The organism is Glycomyces tritici (assembly GCF_030403505.1).
On record NZ_JAUEMJ010000008.1, the window covers coordinates 158,290 to 174,239 of the forward strand.

Consider the following 15,950-nt stretch of genomic DNA (forward strand, 5'->3'; position numbering starts at 1 on the left):
CGGGCCGCTACAGCGCGTCCCGATCCGGCCGCGCCGGGAGTCCCGAGGGCTTGGGGAGTTCGAAGCTGGAGCGCCGGTTCACCGTCAGGACCCTCCGGTTGCCAAGGCCCGCAGCACCGTCGCCGCACCAGGTCGGGCCGTCGGCCGTGCGGCTGCCGTGTGCGCATCCGCCGGGATGCCGGTGCGCAGCATCGTCGGCGGGGACCGGTCCGCACGTAGGATGGACCCATGCCCGAACGCGAACCACCGGCTCCTGCAAACGGCTTGCACCACACCCCGCCCTCCAGTGAGCAGTTCGCCGCCGCCGCGAGCGTGTTCGCGCTCCTGGCCGACCAGACCCGCCTCCACCTGCTGTGGGTGCTCGCCGAAGGCGAAGCCGACGTCACCGCGCTCGCCGCCACCACCGGGGCCGCACGTACGGCGGTCAGCCAGCACCTGGCGAAGCTGCGCCTCGCCGGCCTCGTCCAGGCCCGCCGGGACGGCCGCCGCGCGGTCTACTCCCTGACCGATGGGCACCTGCGCCGCCTCGTGCTCGAAGCGCTCAGCCGCGCGGACCACCAGGTCACCGGCAAGCCCTGGCACGCCTGACCTCGCGAACTCTCAACGTGTGCGCACGTGCGCACATATATGGTACGGTCGGGGCGTCACCGTCCCCGAACCGAGGACATCGCCGTGCTCTCCGTGCTGCGACACCGCACCTACCGCCACCTGTTCGCCGCCCAGGCCATCGCCCTGACCGGCACCGGCCTCGCCACGGTGGCGCTCGGCCTCCTCGCCTACGACCTCGCCGGGGCCCGCGCGGGCGCCGTGCTCGGGACCGCCCTGGCGATCAAGATGCTCGCGTACCTGCTCATCGGCCCGATCGCCACCGCTCTCGCCGAACGCGCGTCCCGCCGGACCCTCATGGTCGCCATGGACGCGGCGCGCGCCGCCGTGGCGCTGGCCCTGCCGTTGGTCACCGAGGTCTGGCAGGTCTACGTCCTCGTCCTGGTCCTCCAGTCCGCTTCGGCGGCCTTCACCCCGACCTTCCAGGCGACCCTCCCCGACGTGCTGCCGCGCGAAGCGGACTACACGAAGGCGCTGTCGCTCTCGCGCCTCGCCTACGACCTCGAGAGCCTGTTCAGCCCCGCGCTGGCCGCCGGAGTCCTGGCCCTGGCCGGGTACCGGTGGCTGTTCACCGGCACGACCGTCGGCTTCCTCGCCTCGGCGGTCCTGGTCGTGTCGGTGGCGCTGCCGCGGCTCGCCCCGACCGAGCAGCGCGGCGGGCGGTGGGCGACGACCACCAAGGGGTTCCGCCTCTACCTCGCCACGCCCCGGCTGCGCGGACTCCTGCTGATGCACCTGGCCGTTGCGGCCGCCACCGCCATGGTCGTCGTCAACACGGTCGTCCTCGTCCAGGGCGTGCTCGGACGCGGCGGCGGCGATGTCGCGATCGCCTTGGGCGCGTATGGCATCGGCTCGATGGCCGCCGCACTGGTGCTGCCGGGGCTCCTCAAGCGGCGCACCGACCGGCAGGTCATGCTCCCCGCCGCATGCGTCCTCACCGCAGGCCTGGCCGTCCTCACCGGAGCGCTGTCGGGCGGCGTGCTCGGCTGGGCCGGCCTGCTCGCGCTCTGGGCGGTCCTCGGGGCGGCGACCGGTGCGATCCTGACCCCGACCGGCCGCCTGGTCACCGCATCGGCCGCTCCCGCCGACCGGCCGGCGGCCTTCGCCGCCCAGTTCTCGCTCTCCCACGGCTGGTTCCTCATCGCCTACCCGCTCGCCGGATGGCTGGCCGCCCAGGCGAGCCCGGCGACCGCCGCCGCCGCGCTCGCCGCCTGCGCCACGGCCGCGCTCGTCGCAGGGCTCATCGTCTGGCCCCGGCGCGACACCGCCGTCCTCCCCCATGTCCACACGCGACTCGAACCGGGCGACCCGCACCTGGCCGGCGCCCGCGCCGCCGCCCGCGGCTGGACCCACTCGCACGACTTCGTCATCGATGCGCTGCACACGCACTGGCCCGCACCGGGCTCGGAACGCTCGTGCGACGAGGGAGGACCGGCCCGGCGCAGGCCGGTCGGCGTCGGCTGACCGGTCAGGCCGACCGCGATGCCGAGGCGTCCGTGCCGCTCCCGGCCTCGACCGCGGCGCGGCCGATGAGTTCGACGACCAGCACCAGCACGGCGACGACGATCGCGGCCGTGACGACGCCGGAGACGCCGGGGTGGCGCCACAGGACGATCCACAGCAGACCCGCGAGGGCCAGCGCCAGTTCGATGCCGCGGCGGTGGCGGTGCACGGCGGCGCCGAAGCGGCCGAAGGTCACGCCCGCTCCGGCGAGGCCGCGGGCGGCGGCGTTCCGACCGCCGGCGCCGAGCCGCCGCAGGGCGGTGGGGGCCTTCCCGGGTCCGGTCGCCCAGCAGGCGAGGGCGACGATGAGCGCGAGCACGGTGACGGTCTCGGCGGCGCCCTTGAGGAACCTGGTGATCGTGTCGTAGACGTTCACCGCGGCCTGCTGCGACTGGACGCCGTCGCCGAGGCCGGCCAGGTACACGCTGCGTCCGACGGTGAGTCCCGCCGAGAGCAGGAGCATGCCGCCGGCCACGCAGAGCGCGCCGATGAGCAGGCCGCGGCGGCGGTCGGGGGCGGTGGCGATCCCGGCGGCCAGGAGCGCGAGTCCGGCGATCGGCAGGATCCAGGAGGCGGCGTCCAGGAGGGACGCGGCGACGCGGAGCTTGGGGAAGGTCTCGGACTGGGCGATGGTGAAGTGCACCGAGACGGCCGGGATGCGCTCGGCGAGTGCGAAGCCGGCCTCGACCATGCGGTCTTTGACCCGTTCGACGACGGGGCCGAGGTCGAGGATCAGGTCGCTGCCCTGGAGTGCGAGCGCGCCGCCGCCGTCGCCGCGGAGGAGGGCGACGAGGGAGGTGTGCGCGCGGAGGGTGGCCTCGCGCCACAGTTCGGTGAACTGGTCGGAGTAGACGACGGTGCGGATCTGCTTGTCGATGAAGGAGTCGATGCCGGAGGCGAGCGGCACGGCGAGCCGGTCGAGGGCGTCGGGTGCGCCCCTGGTCTGGACCGCGTCGATCGCCTCGGCCACGAGCGCCTCGGTGTCCAGTGCTTCGTTCACCGCGCCGTTGATGCGGGCGGCGACGGCCGAGCGGACCTCGTCGTCCTGGTAGAGCGGCTGGATGTTGGCGACGAACCGGTCGGTGTTGAGGACCTGGTTGCGCGCGAACACGGTCACGGAGGCGAGCACGAGGACGACCGCGGCGAGGACGAGCAGCACGACCGCTCCGGTCCAGCGGGCCCCCCGTTTGCCCCGGCCCGGGGCGGTCCGCGCCCGCAGGCGCTCCAGTTCGGCGCGTTCGGCCCGGGTCAGCGCTGCGTCGGACATGGTCTCGCTCCTTCGGTCGGCCGCGGCGTCGCCGCGGGCGCTCGCCGGGGCACCGAGCCTCCAGATCGTACGGTCCAGGCGCGGCGCCGGACCTGCGTTTCCTCACTTTCGGCGGTGCTTGCCGGGCCGCCTGCCATCACCGGAACCGCGCTGAGCAGGCTCCCTCGACTCGGGTCGGCGACGGCTCACGCAGGCGAGACGGCGGTTCGGGCCGCGGCGGCCGAAAACGGTCCACGATCCGCACCGGCGCCCATAATGGACCGGGAGGCGATTATGGGCATGCTGATTCCCCCGAGCCAGCGGCGGACGCTGCCGGAGCTGTACGACCGGATCGATCTCGGCGACGGCGACCGGTCCGCCAAGCGCTCCGCGTACTGGACGATGCTGCTGCTCTCCGGGGTGATCGCGACCGCCGGGGTCATCGGGGACTCGACGGCGACCGTGATCGGCGCGATGATCGTGGCGCCCTTGTCGACGCCGATCCTGGCGGTCGGGCTCGGCATCGTGACCGGGCGCCTCGCGCTGGTCGGGCGCTCGCTGCTCTATGTGGCGGTGAGCGTGGCGGCCGTGGTCGCGATCGGCTTCCTCATCGCCCTGATCCTGCCCAACCCCACGAACGTCCTCACGAACTCCCAAGTGGTCGGCCGCGTCTCGCCGACCCTGACCGACCTGGCCGCGGCGGTCGCGACCGGCTTCGCGGGCTCGATCGCGATCGCACGGCGGGACGTCGGCGACGTGCTGCCCGGGGTGGCCATCGCCATCTCGCTGGTGCCGCCCCTCGGCGTGGTCGGCGTGTGCCTGGGGTCGGGCGAGCCCGAACTGGCGCTCGGGGCGCTGGTCCTGTTCGGGTCCAACATGGTGGTGCTCATCATCGCCGCGGTGGTGGTGCTCATGGCCGCGGGGTACGCGCGCGAATCCGCGGCGTCGCCGAACGCGAAGTGGCGCGGTCGCGCCTACGCGGCGCTCGCCGTGGTGCTCCTGGCGGTCGGCATCCCCATGACGCTCAATTCGATCACCGCCGTATGGGCGCGGCAGGTGCAGTCGCTCGCCGAGGAGTGGCTCGGCGACACCCCTGAGGCCGAGGTCAGCGACGTCTCATGGCACGGCCACGGCATGGTCGTCGAGGTGCGCAGCCCTGACGAGCTGCCCGACATCGCCGATCTGCAGGACGCCGTCGACGACATCCTGCCCACCGACCCCGAAGTGACCGTCCTGCACACCGTGGGCGAGCGGATCAGCGAAGCGGACGGCTGACCTCGCGTTCAGCGCGCGAGGACGATGCCCTGCAGCTCGGCCAGCGAGGCGATCCGATGCGCGGCCTGCGAGAAGTCCTGGCCCCGCGTGAAGTCGTTGTGGACGACGGCGCAGTCGATGCCGGCCGCCACCGCCGACCGCAGGCCCCTGGAGGAGTCCTCGACGACCAGCGTCGCCTCCTTGGCGGCGCCGAAGCGCCGCAGGCCGGTCAGGTACGGCTCCGGGTGCGGCTTGGAGCGCTCGTAGTCGTCGCGGACGAGGACGAACTCCATGAACCCCCGGATGGCCCGGTGCTCGTGGATGAGGTCGAAGTCCGCGCGCTTCGCGGTCGTCACGATCGCCATGCGGACGTGCTCCGACAGTTCGGCGAGGGTCTCGACGACGCCTTCGATCTCGATGGCCTCCGTCCGCAGGTACTCCTGGTAGTGCTCGTCGCGGAGCGTCCGCAGCCTGCCGATGGCCGCCTCGTCGACGCCGGCCTCCCGGGCCTGGACCCAAGTGCCCAGGCCCTGGGCCATGTCGCGGAGGTAGCGGTCCTTGTCCAGGGCCACACCGACCTCCGCCAGTGCGCGTTCACCGGCCTTGAAGTACCAGGCCTCGGTGTCCACCAGAACGCCGTCATGGTCGAAGAGCACGAACTGCTTCACCTTCGTGAACCTTTCCGGTGGGGGCCGACGGTGCGCCGGCCTATCCGAGGGTACCGGCGAGCACCATCGCCGCGATGAGGGCGAGCATCCCGGCGATCCCGGCGGCGAGGGCGCGCGGGCGCGGGGCGGGGCCCTCGCGGAGCACTGCGATGCCCAACGGCACCAAGGCGATCGCCAGGCCGAGGGCGGCGACGATCGACAGCGGCGTGGTGCCTTTCAGGACGCCGAGGGGCAGGAGCGCGGTCGAGGCGAGCATCGCGGCGCGGCACCAGCCGAGCGTCTTCGCGCGGAAGGCGCCGATGGCGAGGACGATCCAGCCGGCCATGATCGCGACCGAGAAGGCGGACATGAGGTGCCAGGCGCCGTAGGCGTCGGCGACCGCGCGGGCCGCCTCGTCGGGGCCGCGGTCGGCGGCGAGCTGGAAGGCGAGGTGGTCGACGCCGGCGTGGAAGGTCCGGGCGAACAGGCCGAAGACGGCCATAGCTCCGCCCCACAACGCCCACTTCGGACGGTCGCGGCCGATGCGCTGGGCGAGTACGAGCACCGCGGGCCACAGGAGGACGACTCCGGCGAGGAAGGAGGTGTAGGCGGCGAGCATGAGCGTCGGATGCTCGGCGTAGGCGCGGAGCTGGTCAGGGAAGAAGAACGGCACTCTGGACCGGAGGAGGACACCGGTGAGCAGGAGGAGCGGGCCGAGGACGAGGGCGGTGCCGCCGAGCGGGCGGCCGGGGAAACGGGTTTCGGTCATGCCCCAACGATGGGCCCCGGGGGCGGTCGGCCGCGTCGGACCAGGGCCTGGGATCGGGCGTCAGACCTGGGTATGACGACCGTTCGGCATCGCGGGGTTATCGTTTGCCGGTGTCCTCTCGTCGCAGCCTCGTCCTGCTCGACGCCCTCGTCGCACTCGCGGCCTGCGCCGCGTACCTGTCGTTCGCCGCGTACCGGGGCGGCGACGGCACGCCGGTCTTCACCGGCCCCGCTTGGCTCGGGTGGCTGGTCGCCGCGGCGGTCGGCCTGCCGATCGCGACCCGGCGCCGGTGGCCGGTGCCGTCCGCGGCGGTCACCGCGGCGGGCTGCGCGGCGGCCGCGCTGCTGGACATCACCCGCGAGCCGTTCGTACCCGCGGGCCTGGTGCTGTACGCGGTCGGCAGCGCGGTCGCCCCGCGGCGTTCGCGCGTCGTCCTCGGCGCCGCGCTCGCCGTTCTGACGGCGGGCCTGTTCACCGGCGTCTACGTGCACACGCCTTCGGAGTCGCCACTCGGGGCGCTCGGCTTGACCGGGGCGGCCGGCGTGGTCGCCGCAGGCGGCTGGGCGGCCGGCGCCGCCATGCGGCACCGGCGCGAAGCGCAGCTGCAGGAGCAGGCCAGGGACCGGTCGCGCGTGGTCGGCGAGGAGCGGCTGCGCATCGCCCGCGAGCTGCACGACATCGTCTCCCACAACCTCAGCCTCATCGCCGTCCAGGCCGGGGTCGCCAACCACCTCGCCGAGGACCAGCCCGAACGCGCGCGGGAAGCGCTGCGCTCCATCGAGTCCACGAGCAAGGGCGCGCTCGCTGAGATGCGCAGCGTCCTCACTGTGCTGCGCGCCGGTCCGGATGAGGACACCGTCCTCGAGCCCGCACCCGATCTCGCCGGGCTCGAGGCGCTGGCCGAGCGCACCCGCGCCGCCGGCGTCGCGGTCGACCTCCGAGTCGACGTGCGCAAGCCGCTGCCTCCGGGCATCGCGCTGGCGGTGTACCGCATCGTCCAGGAGTCACTGACCAATGTGGTCAAACATGCGGGGCGCGGCCGATGCGGGGTCGTCGTACGCGCCGAAGACGGACGCGTGCACGTCACGGTCGCCGACGACGGCGCGGGCGAGCCGAGGCAGCGCCACGGCGGCGGCCACGGCCTCATCGGGATCCGCGAACGGGTCCTGATGTACGGCGGCACCTTCACGGCCGGGCCCGGGGACGGCGGCGGGTTCACCGTCCGGGCCGTCGTGCCGGTCGAGAGCGCGGTGGCCCGATGACCGTCCGGGTGCTCATCGCCGACGACCAGGAGCTCGTGCGCGCCAGCTTCCGACTGCTCATCGAATCGGCCCCTGACCTCACCGTGGTCGGCGAGGCCGGCTCGGGCGGCGAGGCGCTGGCGCTCTCCCATGCCGCGCAGCCGGACGTGATCGTCATGGACGTGCGGATGCCGGGCATGGACGGCATCGAGGCCACCCGCCGCATCGGCGCCGACCCCGCGCTCTCGCACGCGCGCGTGCTGATGCTGACCACGTTCGACCTGGACGACTACGTCTACGCGGCCCTGCGCGCCGGTGCGAGCGGGTTCCTCCTCAAGGACACCTCGCCGGCGGCGCTGCTCACCGGCATCCGCACCGTCGCCGCAGGCGAAGGCATGCTGGCGCCCACGATCACCCGGCGGCTGATCGAGGCCTTCAGCCTCCGCCCCGAGCCCGGTCCCGCACCGGGCCGCCGCCTCGACGCGCTCACCGAACGCGAACGCGAAGTCCTGGTCCTCATCGCCCGCGGCCTCAGCAACACCGAACTCGCCGCGAAGCTCTACGTCAGCATGGCCACCGTCAAGACCCACATCAGCCGGCTCCTCGCCAAGCTCCACGCCCGCGACCGCGCCCAGCTCGTCATCACCGCCTACGAGACGGGGCTGGTCGGCACGACCCGTTCCCCCGATGCGGGGGCCGCGGACTGATCGGAGCGATCACTCCATCCGCAATCGACGGTGTCGGTCACGAGTCGGCCGTTCGCCAGGGCGATGCGGTGGTCGGCGTTCGCGGCGTCCTCGGGGTCGTGGGTGGCGTGCACCACGGTCACCCCTCGGGCGCTCTCTTCGGCCAGCAGCGCGGTGATCTGCTCCTTGGCCTCGGCGTCCAACCCGGTGGCGGGTTCGTCGAGGAGCAGCAGGTCCGACTGCTGCGCGAGCCCTTGGGCGAGGAGGACGCGCTGCCGCTGCCCGCCTGAGAGGGTGCTCAGCCGGCGGTCGGCGAGGGCGGCGACGCCGAGGCGCTCCATGCACCGCTGGGCGATGGCGCGGTCCTCCCGGGTGAGGCGGCGCCAAGCGCCCCGGTGCGCCCACCGGCCCATGGTCACGACCTGCCGGACGGTGATGGGCAGGGCGTCCGGGACCTCGCTGCGCTGGACCACGAGAGCGGCCCGGCCCGCATGCGTGCGCCGCAGCGATCCCGATGCCGGCGGGTGGGCGCCGGCGAGGACGCCGAGGAGCGTCGACTTCCCCGATCCGTTGTGTCCCGTGATGGCCGTGACCTGGTGCGCTGGAATCGAAGCGGTCAGGTCGTGCAGCACGGTCGCAGCGCCGTGGCAGGCGCTCACCTCGGTCAGTTCGATGGAGTTCGGCATGTCGGGGATCACTCTCAAGACGGTTGATAAACGAAAACGATTGTCATTATAGTTCCCGCCATGGAATGGTTGACCGATCCCTTCGAGGTCGGCTTCGTGGCGCGTGCGCTGTGGGGCGGGCTGCTCGTCTCCGTGATCTGCGGGCTGGCGGGCACCTGGGTCGTCCTGCGGGGCATGGCCTTCATGAGCGACGCGATGGCGCACGGCATGCTGCCGGGCGTCGCGATCGCCTCGCTGCTCGGCGGCAGCCTCCTGCTCGGGGCCGCACTCAGCACCGTCGCGATGACCCTCGGCGTGACGGCACTCTCCCGCACCTCCCGGCTCTCCCAGGACACCGGCATCGGCCTGCTGTTCGTCGGCATGCTCTCGACGGGCGTCATCATCGTGTCCCACTCCCAGTCCTTCGCCGTCGACCTCACGGGATTCCTGTTCGGCGACGTGCTGGCGGTCCGCGCCGGCGACCTCCTGCTCCTGGCCGGGGCCCTGGCCCTCGCGCTGCTGCTCACCATCGTCTTCCACCGCTCCTTCGTGGCGCTCGCCTTCGACCGGCGCAAGGCCGCGACCCTCGGACTGCGGCCCGGCCTGGCCCACGGGGTGATGGTGGCGCTGCTGACCCTCGCGATCGTGGCGTCCTTCCACGTCGTGGGCACGCTGCTGGTCTTCGGCCTGCTGATCGCGCCGCCCGCCGCGATGGCGCTGTGGGCCGACCGGATCCCGGCGATCATGATCGGCGCCGCCGTGATCGGCGGCCTCGCCACCGTCGGCGGCCTGCTCATCTCCTGGCACCTCGGGACGGCTGCGGGCGCGACCATCGCCGCGTTCGCCGTCGCCTGCTTCTTCGTCTCCGTGCTGGCCACCCTCGTGCGCGATCGACTCCGGTTCACCGCAACACCTCTGAAAGGACACTGAATGCCGATTGGGACCAGGGCCCGGGTGGCCGCCGCGGCCGCCGGATGCGCCCTGCTGGCGAGCTGCTCCAGCGGCCCGGACACGCCGCCCGCTGCAGCGGAGCCCACCCCGCACGGGTACGTCGACGGCGCCGAGGAGACCGCCGAAGCGCAGTGGCGCCTCGTCATGGCCGAGGCCGGCACGGGCGAGGTCCACCTCTTCGACCCGGTGACGGAGGAGTCGACCGCGATCGCCACCGTCGAAGGGGCGCGGGCGGCGGGAACCGACGGCCGCTTCGTCTACATCAGCGGCGCATCGGGCACCCAGGTCGTCGACAGCGGCGTCTGGACCGTCGACCACGGCGACCACGTGCACTACTACAAGACCGAGCCGGGACCGGTCGGCGCGATCGACGGCGGCGGATTCACCCCGGTCGGCGATCCGGCCGTCACCGTCCTGAACTCGGCGCAGGCAGTGCTGCCGCTCGACCGCCCGGCACTGGAGGCGGGCGAGATCTCGCCGACCGGCGAGTTGCAGGCGCAGGCGGCGCTCGCCTACGACAAGCGGCTCCTCGCGGTCGTCGACGGCGCCGTCCAGGTGCTGGGCCGCGACGGCGCGCTCGAGTCCGAACTGGCCGAGCCCTGCCCGCAACCGCAGGCGCAGACGGTCACCCGGCGCGGCGCCGTGTTCGCCTGCGAGGACGGGGCCCTGCTCGTCAGCGGGGAGACGGACCTGACCGCCGAGAAGATCCCCTACCCCGACGGCGCGAGCGGCGGCCTCGAAGACGGGTTCCACCACCGGCCCGGCACCGCACTGCTGACCGCCCGCAGCCGGACCGGCGCGGTCCTGGTGCTGGACCTCAAGGAGCGCCAGTGGCGCGAGCTCGAGGTCCCGAACGCGGTCGCGGTGAGCGCGACCGGCGAGGACTCCCCCGTGCTGGTGCTCACCGAGGACGGCGCACTCCGCTCGTTCGACCCCGCCACCGGCGCCGAACTCGCCCGGATCGAGCTGATGGACGGCACCGACGGCACCGTGCCGGCGATCCAGGTCGACACCGCCCGCGCGTACGTCAACGACCCGGGCGGCACAGCGGTCTACGAGATCGACTACCGCGACGACCTGCGCCTGGCCCGGACCTTCGACCTGGACTTCCAGCCCGACCTCATGGTGGAGACGGGATGGTAGACACCTTCGGCAGGCGCGCCCTCGCGACCCTGTCACTGCTCGCCGCCGCCACGCTGTCGAGTTGCGCCGCATTCGAATCCGAGCGCTCCGGCATCGTCGTCACCACCAACATCCTCGGCGACCTCACCCGCAGCGTCGTCGGCGACCAGGCCGAGGTGACCGTGCTGATGGGCGCGAACGCCGACCCGCACTCCTTCGGCGTCTCCGCGCAGCAGGCCGCCTCCATCGAGCAGGCCGAGCTGTTGATACACAATGGACTCGGTCTGGAGGAGGGCGTCCTCAGCCACGTCGAGGCGGCCATCGAGACCGGCGTGCCCGCACTGGCCGTCGGCGAGCACGTCGACCCGATCGACTACGCCGCCGATGAGACCGCCGGGCAGCGCGACCCGCACTTCTGGACCGACCCCGTGCGCGTGGGCGACGCCGTGGACCTCATCGCCGACACGGTGATCGAGCAGGTCCCGGGCGTCGACGCCGACCAGGTCCGCGCCAACGCCGACGCGTACCGGGCGCAGGTCGACGAGCTGCACGAGCACACCGCCGAGCGGTTCGAGAGCATTCCGCCCGAGCACCGCAAGCTCGTCACCAACCACCACGTCTTCGGATACCTGGCGCAGCGCTACGACTTCGAGATCATCGGCGCCGTCATCCCCAGCGGCACCACGCTCGCCTCGCCCAGCGGCTCCGACCTCAAGGACCTGGCCGACGCCGTCGCCGAATCCGGCGTCCCCGTCGTGTTCGCCGACTCCTCGCAGCCGGACCGGCTGGTCCAGGCCATGGCCGAGGAGGCCGGTGTGGACATCGAGGTCGTCTCCCTGTTCACCGAATCGCTCACCGAACCCGGCGAAGGCGCCGGGACCTACCTCGAGATGGCCCGCAGCAACGCCGACGCCATCGCCGCAGGCCTCGGCGCGGACTGACAGTCCGCCCCGCGCCCGGCACCTACCTCCCCGTTCCCATCAAGAAGAAAGCAATGCGCATGAGAATCCAGACCCTAGCGGTGCCCTCGCTCCTGGCCACCGGGCTGCTGCTCGCCGGCTGCTCCGCCCCCGCCGAAGAGGCCTCCGACGAGAAGGCCGTCGAAGTGGCCGACCCGGTCGTCGTCACCTACGACGGCGGCATCTACGTCCTCGACGGCACGACCCTCGAAGTGCAGGCGGACCTCCCCTTGGAGGGCTTCAACCGCCTCAACCCCGCCGGCGACGGACGCCACGTCCTCGTCTCGACCGCGGACGGGTTCCGGGTCATGGACGCGGTGTCGGCCGAACTCTCGGACGACGAGTTCGCCGCCCCCAAGCCCGGCCACGCGGTCAACCACGCCGGCGTCACCGCGCTGTTCTCCGACGGCGCCGGAGAGGTCACCGTCTTCGATCCCGACGACCTCGGGGACGGACTGCCGGAGGCCGAGACCTACTCGACCGAGCAGCCGCACCACGGCGTCGCCGTGCAGCTCGAGAACGGCGAACTGCTGGTGACCCTCGGCGACGAGGAGACCCGGACCGGCATCAAGGTGCTCGACGCCGACCGCAACGAGATCACCCGCAACGAGGAGTGCCCCGGCGTGCACGGCGAATCGGCGGCGCTGCACGAGGCGATCGTCGTCGGCTGCGAGGACGGCGTCCTCATCTACCGCGACGGCGTCATCACCAAGGTCGCGAGCCCTGATGCATACGGCCGCATCGGCAACACGCGCGGGCACGAGGAGTCCCCGTTCATCCTCGGCGACTACAAGGTCGACCCCGAGGCCGAACTCGAACGCCCCGAGCGCGTGTCCATCATCGACACCGAGACCGGCGGGCTCCGCCTCCTCGATCTGGGGACCAGCTACAGCTTCCGGTCGCTGGCCCGCGGGCCGGAGGGCGAAGGCCTGCTGCTTGGCACCGACGGATCGCTCCATGTCATCGACATGGCGAACGCCGCGGTCACCGCGTCCTACCCGGTGGTCGGCGCCTGGGAGGAACCGCTCGAATGGCAGGAGGCCCGCCCCTCCGTCTTCGTTCGCGGCGGCACCGTCTACGTGAACGACCCGACCACCTCGAAGATCCTCGCAGTGGACGTGGCGACCGGCGAGGTCACCGCCGAAGTGGCGCTCCCGAAGCCGGCCAATGAGATGACCGGCGCCTGAGCACGTCTCTGAACCCGCGCTAGCACTGCGGCCGCCGCGGGCCTCCTCAAGGGAGCCTGCGGCGGCCGCGTGCTGTATCCGGCCAGGTGAGCGCCCCGAAACGGCCCCATAGATCCGATGATTCGCTTGTCCGGCGGCCGCACACCAGCCCCATACGCCTCTATATGTACATACTTGACTACAAAGATCCAACCTATATAGACTGTCTTCGATATTCACCCCTGGCCGCGCTCGCGACCACCCCTCGGAGGATCGAATGGCAGCGCTGCGGCGACGACAAGTGATCAAGTACGGAGCAGCCGGCGCCCTCGCGGCGCCGCTCCAGTGGGTGGGCACGGCTTCGGCCGCTCCAGCGGCGGTCCAGGCCGCCGGCGACCTGGCCCTCTGGTACGACGAGCAGGCGGGCACCGACTGGCTGCGCGCCCTCCCCGTCGGCAACGGCCGCCTCGGCGCGATGGTGTTCGGCAACAGCGGTACGGAACGGCTGCAGCTCAACGAGGACACCGTCTGGGCGGGCGGCCCCCACGACTACAGCAACACCGCCGGGGCGAACTCGCTCCAGCAGATCCGGCAGCTGGTCTTCGCCGACCAGTGGGGCCAGGCGCAGAACCTCATCAACCAGACCATGCTCGGCAAGCCCGCCGGCCAACTCGCCTACCAGCCCGTCGGCGACCTCAACCTCGCCTTCCCCGGGATCGGCGGGACCTCCGAGTACGAACGCTGGCTCGACCTCACCACCGCCGTCACCGGCGTCAGCTACCTCGCGAACGGCGTGCGGTACCAGCGCGAAGTCATCGCCACGGCCCCGGACCAGGTCATCGCCGTGCGCCTCACCGCCGGGACCGCCGGCCGGATCTCGTTCACCGCCTCGTTCAACACCCCGCAGCGCGCCGCCAAGTCGAGCCCGGACTCCCGGACCATCGCCCTCGACGGCAGGTCGGGCGACCACCGGGGCATCCCCGGCGCGGTCAGGTTCCTCACACTCGCCAGGGCCGTCGCCGAAGGGGGCACCACCAGCTCCTCGGGCGGCACCCTCCAGGTGACGAACGCGAACGCCGTCACGCTGCTGGTCTCGATCGGGACGAGCTACGTCGACTACCAGCGCGTGAACGGCGACTACCAGGGGATCGCCTGGGGCCACCTCAACGCCGCCGCGAACCGGTCGTACGCCGACCTCCGGTCCCGGCACGTGGCCGACTACCGGGAGCTGTTCGACCGCACCGTGATCGACCTCGGCCGCACCGCCGCGGCCGACCAGCCGACCGACACCCGCATCTCCCGGCACGGCACGGCCGCCGACCCCCAGTTCTCGACCCTGCTCTTCCAGTACGGCCGCTACCTGCTCATCGCCTCGTCGCGGCCCGGGACGCAGCCCGCGAACCTGCAGGGCATCTGGAACGACTCGATGACGCCGTCCTGGGAGTCGAAGTACACGCTCAATGCGAACCTGCCGATGAACTACTGGCCGGCCGACTCCACGAACCTGGCCGAGTGCTTCGAGCCGGTGTTCGACATGATCGAGGACCTCACGGCCACCGGCGCCCGCACCGCCGACGTCCAGTACGGCGCGGGCGGCTGGGTGGCGCACCACAACACCGACGGCTGGCGCGGGTCCTCAGTGGTCGACGACGCCCGCTGGGGCATGTGGCCGACCGGCGGCGCCTGGCTGGCGACGATGATCTGGGACCACTACCGGTTCACCGGCGACCGCGGGTTCCTCGAGGCGAACTACCCCGCCATGAAGGGCGCGGCGCAGTTCTTCCTGGAGACCCTGGTCGAGCACCCGAGCCTGGGCTGGCTGGTGACCAATCCGTCGAACTCGCCGGAGATGCTGCACCACAACGACGCCACGGTGTGCGCCGGGCCCACCATGGACAACCAGATCCTGCGCGACCTCTTCAACGGGTGCGCGAGTGCCAGCGAGGTCCTCGGCGTCGACGCGGACTTCCGGGGCCAGGTCCGGGCGGCGCGCGACCGGCTGGCGCCCATGCGGGTCGGCTCGCGCGGCAACATCATGGAGTACCTGCACGACTGGATCGAGACCGACCCGCAGCACCGGCACGTCTCGCACCTCTACGGGCTGCACCCGAGCAACCAGATCACCAAGCGCGGCACCCCGCAGCTGTTCACGGCCGCGCGCCGCACCCTCGAGCTGCGCGGTGACGCAGGCACCGGGTGGTCGCTGGCCTGGAAGATCAACTACTGGGCGCGTCTGGAGGAGGGCACGCGGGCGCACGACCTGATCCGCCACCTGGTGACGCCGGAGCGGCTCGCGCCCAACATGTTCGACCTGCACCCGCCGTTCCAGATCGACGGGAACTTCGGTGCGACCTCGGGGATCGCCGAGATGCTGCTCCAGAGCCACGGCAATGAGCTGCACCTGCTGCCGGCGCTGCCGCCCGCGTGGCCGGCCGGGTCCGTGTCGGGCCTGCGCGGGCGCGGCGGGTACACCGTGGGCGCCGCCTGGAGCGGCGGTTCGATCGATGAGCTCACCGTCACGCCCGACCGCACCGGAGTCGTCAAGGTCCGCAGCCGGATGTTCACCGGCGACTTCGAGCTCGTCGACGAGTCGAACGGCGCGCTGATCGTGCCGCGCGAGCCCGAGGGCGACGTGATCGAGTTCGACGCACAGGCCGGCCGCACCTACCGCGCGACGTCCCTCGGCGGCGGTTCGCCGGTCGAGCCCGGCGTCGACTACCGGCTGGTGGCGCAGCACAGCGGGAAGGCCGCCGATGTCAACGGGGCGTCCACCGCCGCGGGTGCGGCGGTGATCCAGTGGGCGATCCACAGCGGCACCAACCAGCAGTTCGACTTCGTGGACGCCGGGGGCGGGTACTGGCGGATCAGGGCCCGGCACTCCGGGCTGTTCCTCCAGGTGTCGGGGACCGGGACCGGCGCCGACATCACCCAGCAGCCCGGCGGCACCGCGACGAGCCAGCAGTGGCAGGTCCACGACCACGGCGGCACGGTCAGCCTCGTCAACCGCGCCAGCGGTCTCGCGATGGACGTCTGGAGTGCGTCCACTGCGGACGGCGCCCGCCTCTCCCAATGGAACTACACCGGCAGCAGCAACCAGCGCTTCGAACTCCGGCGCGCCTGAAGCCCCAAGGAGAC

General features: G+C 72.4%; 14 protein-coding genes. 10 read left to right on the top strand and 4 right to left on the bottom strand.

Annotated elements, in window-relative coordinates; genetic code table 11:
- The first annotated feature begins 228 nt into the window (after nucleotides 1-228).
- Entirely contained in the window at nucleotides 229-588 is a 360-nt protein-coding gene (locus QWI33_RS22510; RefSeq protein WP_289959167.1) for an ArsR/SmtB family transcription factor, read from the top strand.
- Between the two features lie 84 nt (nucleotides 589-672).
- A complete protein-coding gene (locus QWI33_RS22515) occupies nucleotides 673-2,070 on the top strand; it encodes an MFS transporter (protein ID WP_289959168.1) in 1,398 nt (465 codons plus the stop codon).
- A 4-nt stretch (nucleotides 2,071-2,074) separates the two neighbouring features.
- On the opposite strand, the gene QWI33_RS22520 is transcribed toward QWI33_RS22515, so the two are convergent.
- Entirely contained in the window at nucleotides 2,075-3,376 is a 1,302-nt protein-coding gene (locus QWI33_RS22520; RefSeq protein ID WP_289959169.1) for a hypothetical protein, read from the bottom strand.
- Nucleotides 3,377-3,649: 273 nt separating this feature from the next.
- On the opposite strand from QWI33_RS22520, the gene QWI33_RS22525 reads away from it, so the two are divergent.
- Nucleotides 3,650-4,630 (top strand): DUF389 domain-containing protein, encoded by a 981-nt coding sequence (locus QWI33_RS22525; RefSeq protein WP_353895539.1) that lies wholly within the window; start codon nucleotides 3,650-3,652, stop codon nucleotides 4,628-4,630.
- An 8-nt stretch (nucleotides 4,631-4,638) separates the two neighbouring features.
- Here the strand turns inward: QWI33_RS22525 and QWI33_RS22530 are convergent, their stop codons facing one another.
- A complete protein-coding gene (locus QWI33_RS22530; RefSeq protein ID WP_289959171.1) occupies nucleotides 4,639-5,277 on the bottom strand; it encodes an HAD family hydrolase in 639 nt (212 codons plus the stop codon).
- 40 nt (nucleotides 5,278-5,317) lie between these two features.
- Entirely contained in the window at nucleotides 5,318-6,025 is a 708-nt protein-coding gene (locus tag QWI33_RS22535; protein ID WP_289959172.1) for a hypothetical protein, read from the bottom strand.
- 110 nt (nucleotides 6,026-6,135) lie between these two features.
- On the opposite strand from QWI33_RS22535, the gene QWI33_RS22540 reads away from it, so the two are divergent.
- Nucleotides 6,136-7,287 carry a sensor histidine kinase gene (locus tag QWI33_RS22540; RefSeq protein WP_289959173.1) on the top strand — a complete coding sequence of 384 codons (1,152 nt, stop codon included), beginning with the start codon at nucleotides 6,136-6,138 and terminating at the stop codon, nucleotides 7,285-7,287.
- Nucleotides 7,284-7,973, top strand: a complete 690-nt coding sequence (locus QWI33_RS22545; RefSeq protein ID WP_289959174.1) for a response regulator — start codon at nucleotides 7,284-7,286, stop codon at nucleotides 7,971-7,973. The genes QWI33_RS22540 and QWI33_RS22545 overlap by 4 nt, the downstream gene beginning before the upstream one ends.
- Here QWI33_RS22545 and aztA read toward each other — a convergent pair.
- Entirely contained in the window at nucleotides 7,916-8,638 is a 723-nt protein-coding gene (gene aztA, locus QWI33_RS22550; protein WP_289959175.1) for a zinc ABC transporter ATP-binding protein AztA, read from the bottom strand. The genes QWI33_RS22545 and aztA overlap by 58 nt on opposite strands.
- 60 nt (nucleotides 8,639-8,698) lie before the next feature.
- Between aztA and aztB the strand changes: the two genes are divergently transcribed.
- From aztB to QWI33_RS22575, 5 genes are all read left to right on the top strand, one after another.
- A complete protein-coding gene (gene aztB, locus QWI33_RS22555) occupies nucleotides 8,699-9,547 on the top strand; it encodes a zinc ABC transporter permease AztB (RefSeq protein ID WP_289959176.1) in 849 nt (282 codons plus the stop codon).
- On the top strand, nucleotides 9,548-10,711 hold the full coding sequence (locus QWI33_RS22560) for a YncE family protein (RefSeq protein ID WP_289959177.1): 1,164 nt from the start codon (nucleotides 9,548-9,550) through the stop codon (nucleotides 10,709-10,711).
- Nucleotides 10,705-11,631: a zinc ABC transporter substrate-binding protein AztC gene (gene aztC, locus QWI33_RS22565; RefSeq protein ID WP_289959178.1), complete on the top strand. Its 927-nt coding sequence runs from the start codon at nucleotides 10,705-10,707 to the stop codon at nucleotides 11,629-11,631. The genes QWI33_RS22560 and aztC overlap by 7 nt, the downstream gene beginning before the upstream one ends.
- A gap of 53 nt (nucleotides 11,632-11,684) precedes the next feature.
- Nucleotides 11,685-12,836: a zinc metallochaperone AztD gene (aztD, locus tag QWI33_RS22570; RefSeq protein WP_289959179.1), complete on the top strand. Its 1,152-nt coding sequence runs from the start codon at nucleotides 11,685-11,687 to the stop codon at nucleotides 12,834-12,836.
- Between the two features lie 256 nt (nucleotides 12,837-13,092).
- Nucleotides 13,093-15,936, top strand: a complete 2,844-nt coding sequence (locus QWI33_RS22575; protein ID WP_353895540.1) for a glycosyl hydrolase family 95 catalytic domain-containing protein — start codon at nucleotides 13,093-13,095, stop codon at nucleotides 15,934-15,936.
- The last annotated feature ends 14 nt before the right edge of the window (nucleotides 15,937-15,950 follow it).

Bases quoted from the DNA above. Each gene is read 5' to 3' on its own strand.
- aztD (WP_289959179.1), top strand. From the start codon at position 11,685: ATGCGCATGAGAATCCAGACCCTAGCGGTGCCCTCGCTCCTGGCCACC.
- aztA (WP_289959175.1), bottom strand. From the start codon at position 8,638: ATGCCGAACTCCATCGAACTGACCGAGGTGAGCGCCTGCCACGGCGCT.
- QWI33_RS22575 (WP_353895540.1), top strand. From the start codon at position 13,093: ATGGCAGCGCTGCGGCGACGACAAGTGATCAAGTACGGAGCAGCCGGC.
- QWI33_RS22545 (WP_289959174.1), top strand. From the start codon at position 7,284: ATGACCGTCCGGGTGCTCATCGCCGACGACCAGGAGCTCGTGCGCGCC.
- QWI33_RS22535 (WP_289959172.1), bottom strand. From the start codon at position 6,025: ATGACCGAAACCCGTTTCCCCGGCCGCCCGCTCGGCGGCACCGCCCTC.
- aztC (WP_289959178.1), top strand. From the start codon at position 10,705: ATGGTAGACACCTTCGGCAGGCGCGCCCTCGCGACCCTGTCACTGCTC.
- QWI33_RS22525 (WP_353895539.1), top strand. From the start codon at position 3,650: ATGGGCATGCTGATTCCCCCGAGCCAGCGGCGGACGCTGCCGGAGCTG.
- QWI33_RS22520 (WP_289959169.1), bottom strand. From the start codon at position 3,376: ATGTCCGACGCAGCGCTGACCCGGGCCGAACGCGCCGAACTGGAGCGC.
- QWI33_RS22510 (WP_289959167.1), top strand. From the start codon at position 229: ATGCCCGAACGCGAACCACCGGCTCCTGCAAACGGCTTGCACCACACC.
- QWI33_RS22560 (WP_289959177.1), top strand. From the start codon at position 9,548: ATGCCGATTGGGACCAGGGCCCGGGTGGCCGCCGCGGCCGCCGGATGC.
- aztB (WP_289959176.1), top strand. From the start codon at position 8,699: ATGGAATGGTTGACCGATCCCTTCGAGGTCGGCTTCGTGGCGCGTGCG.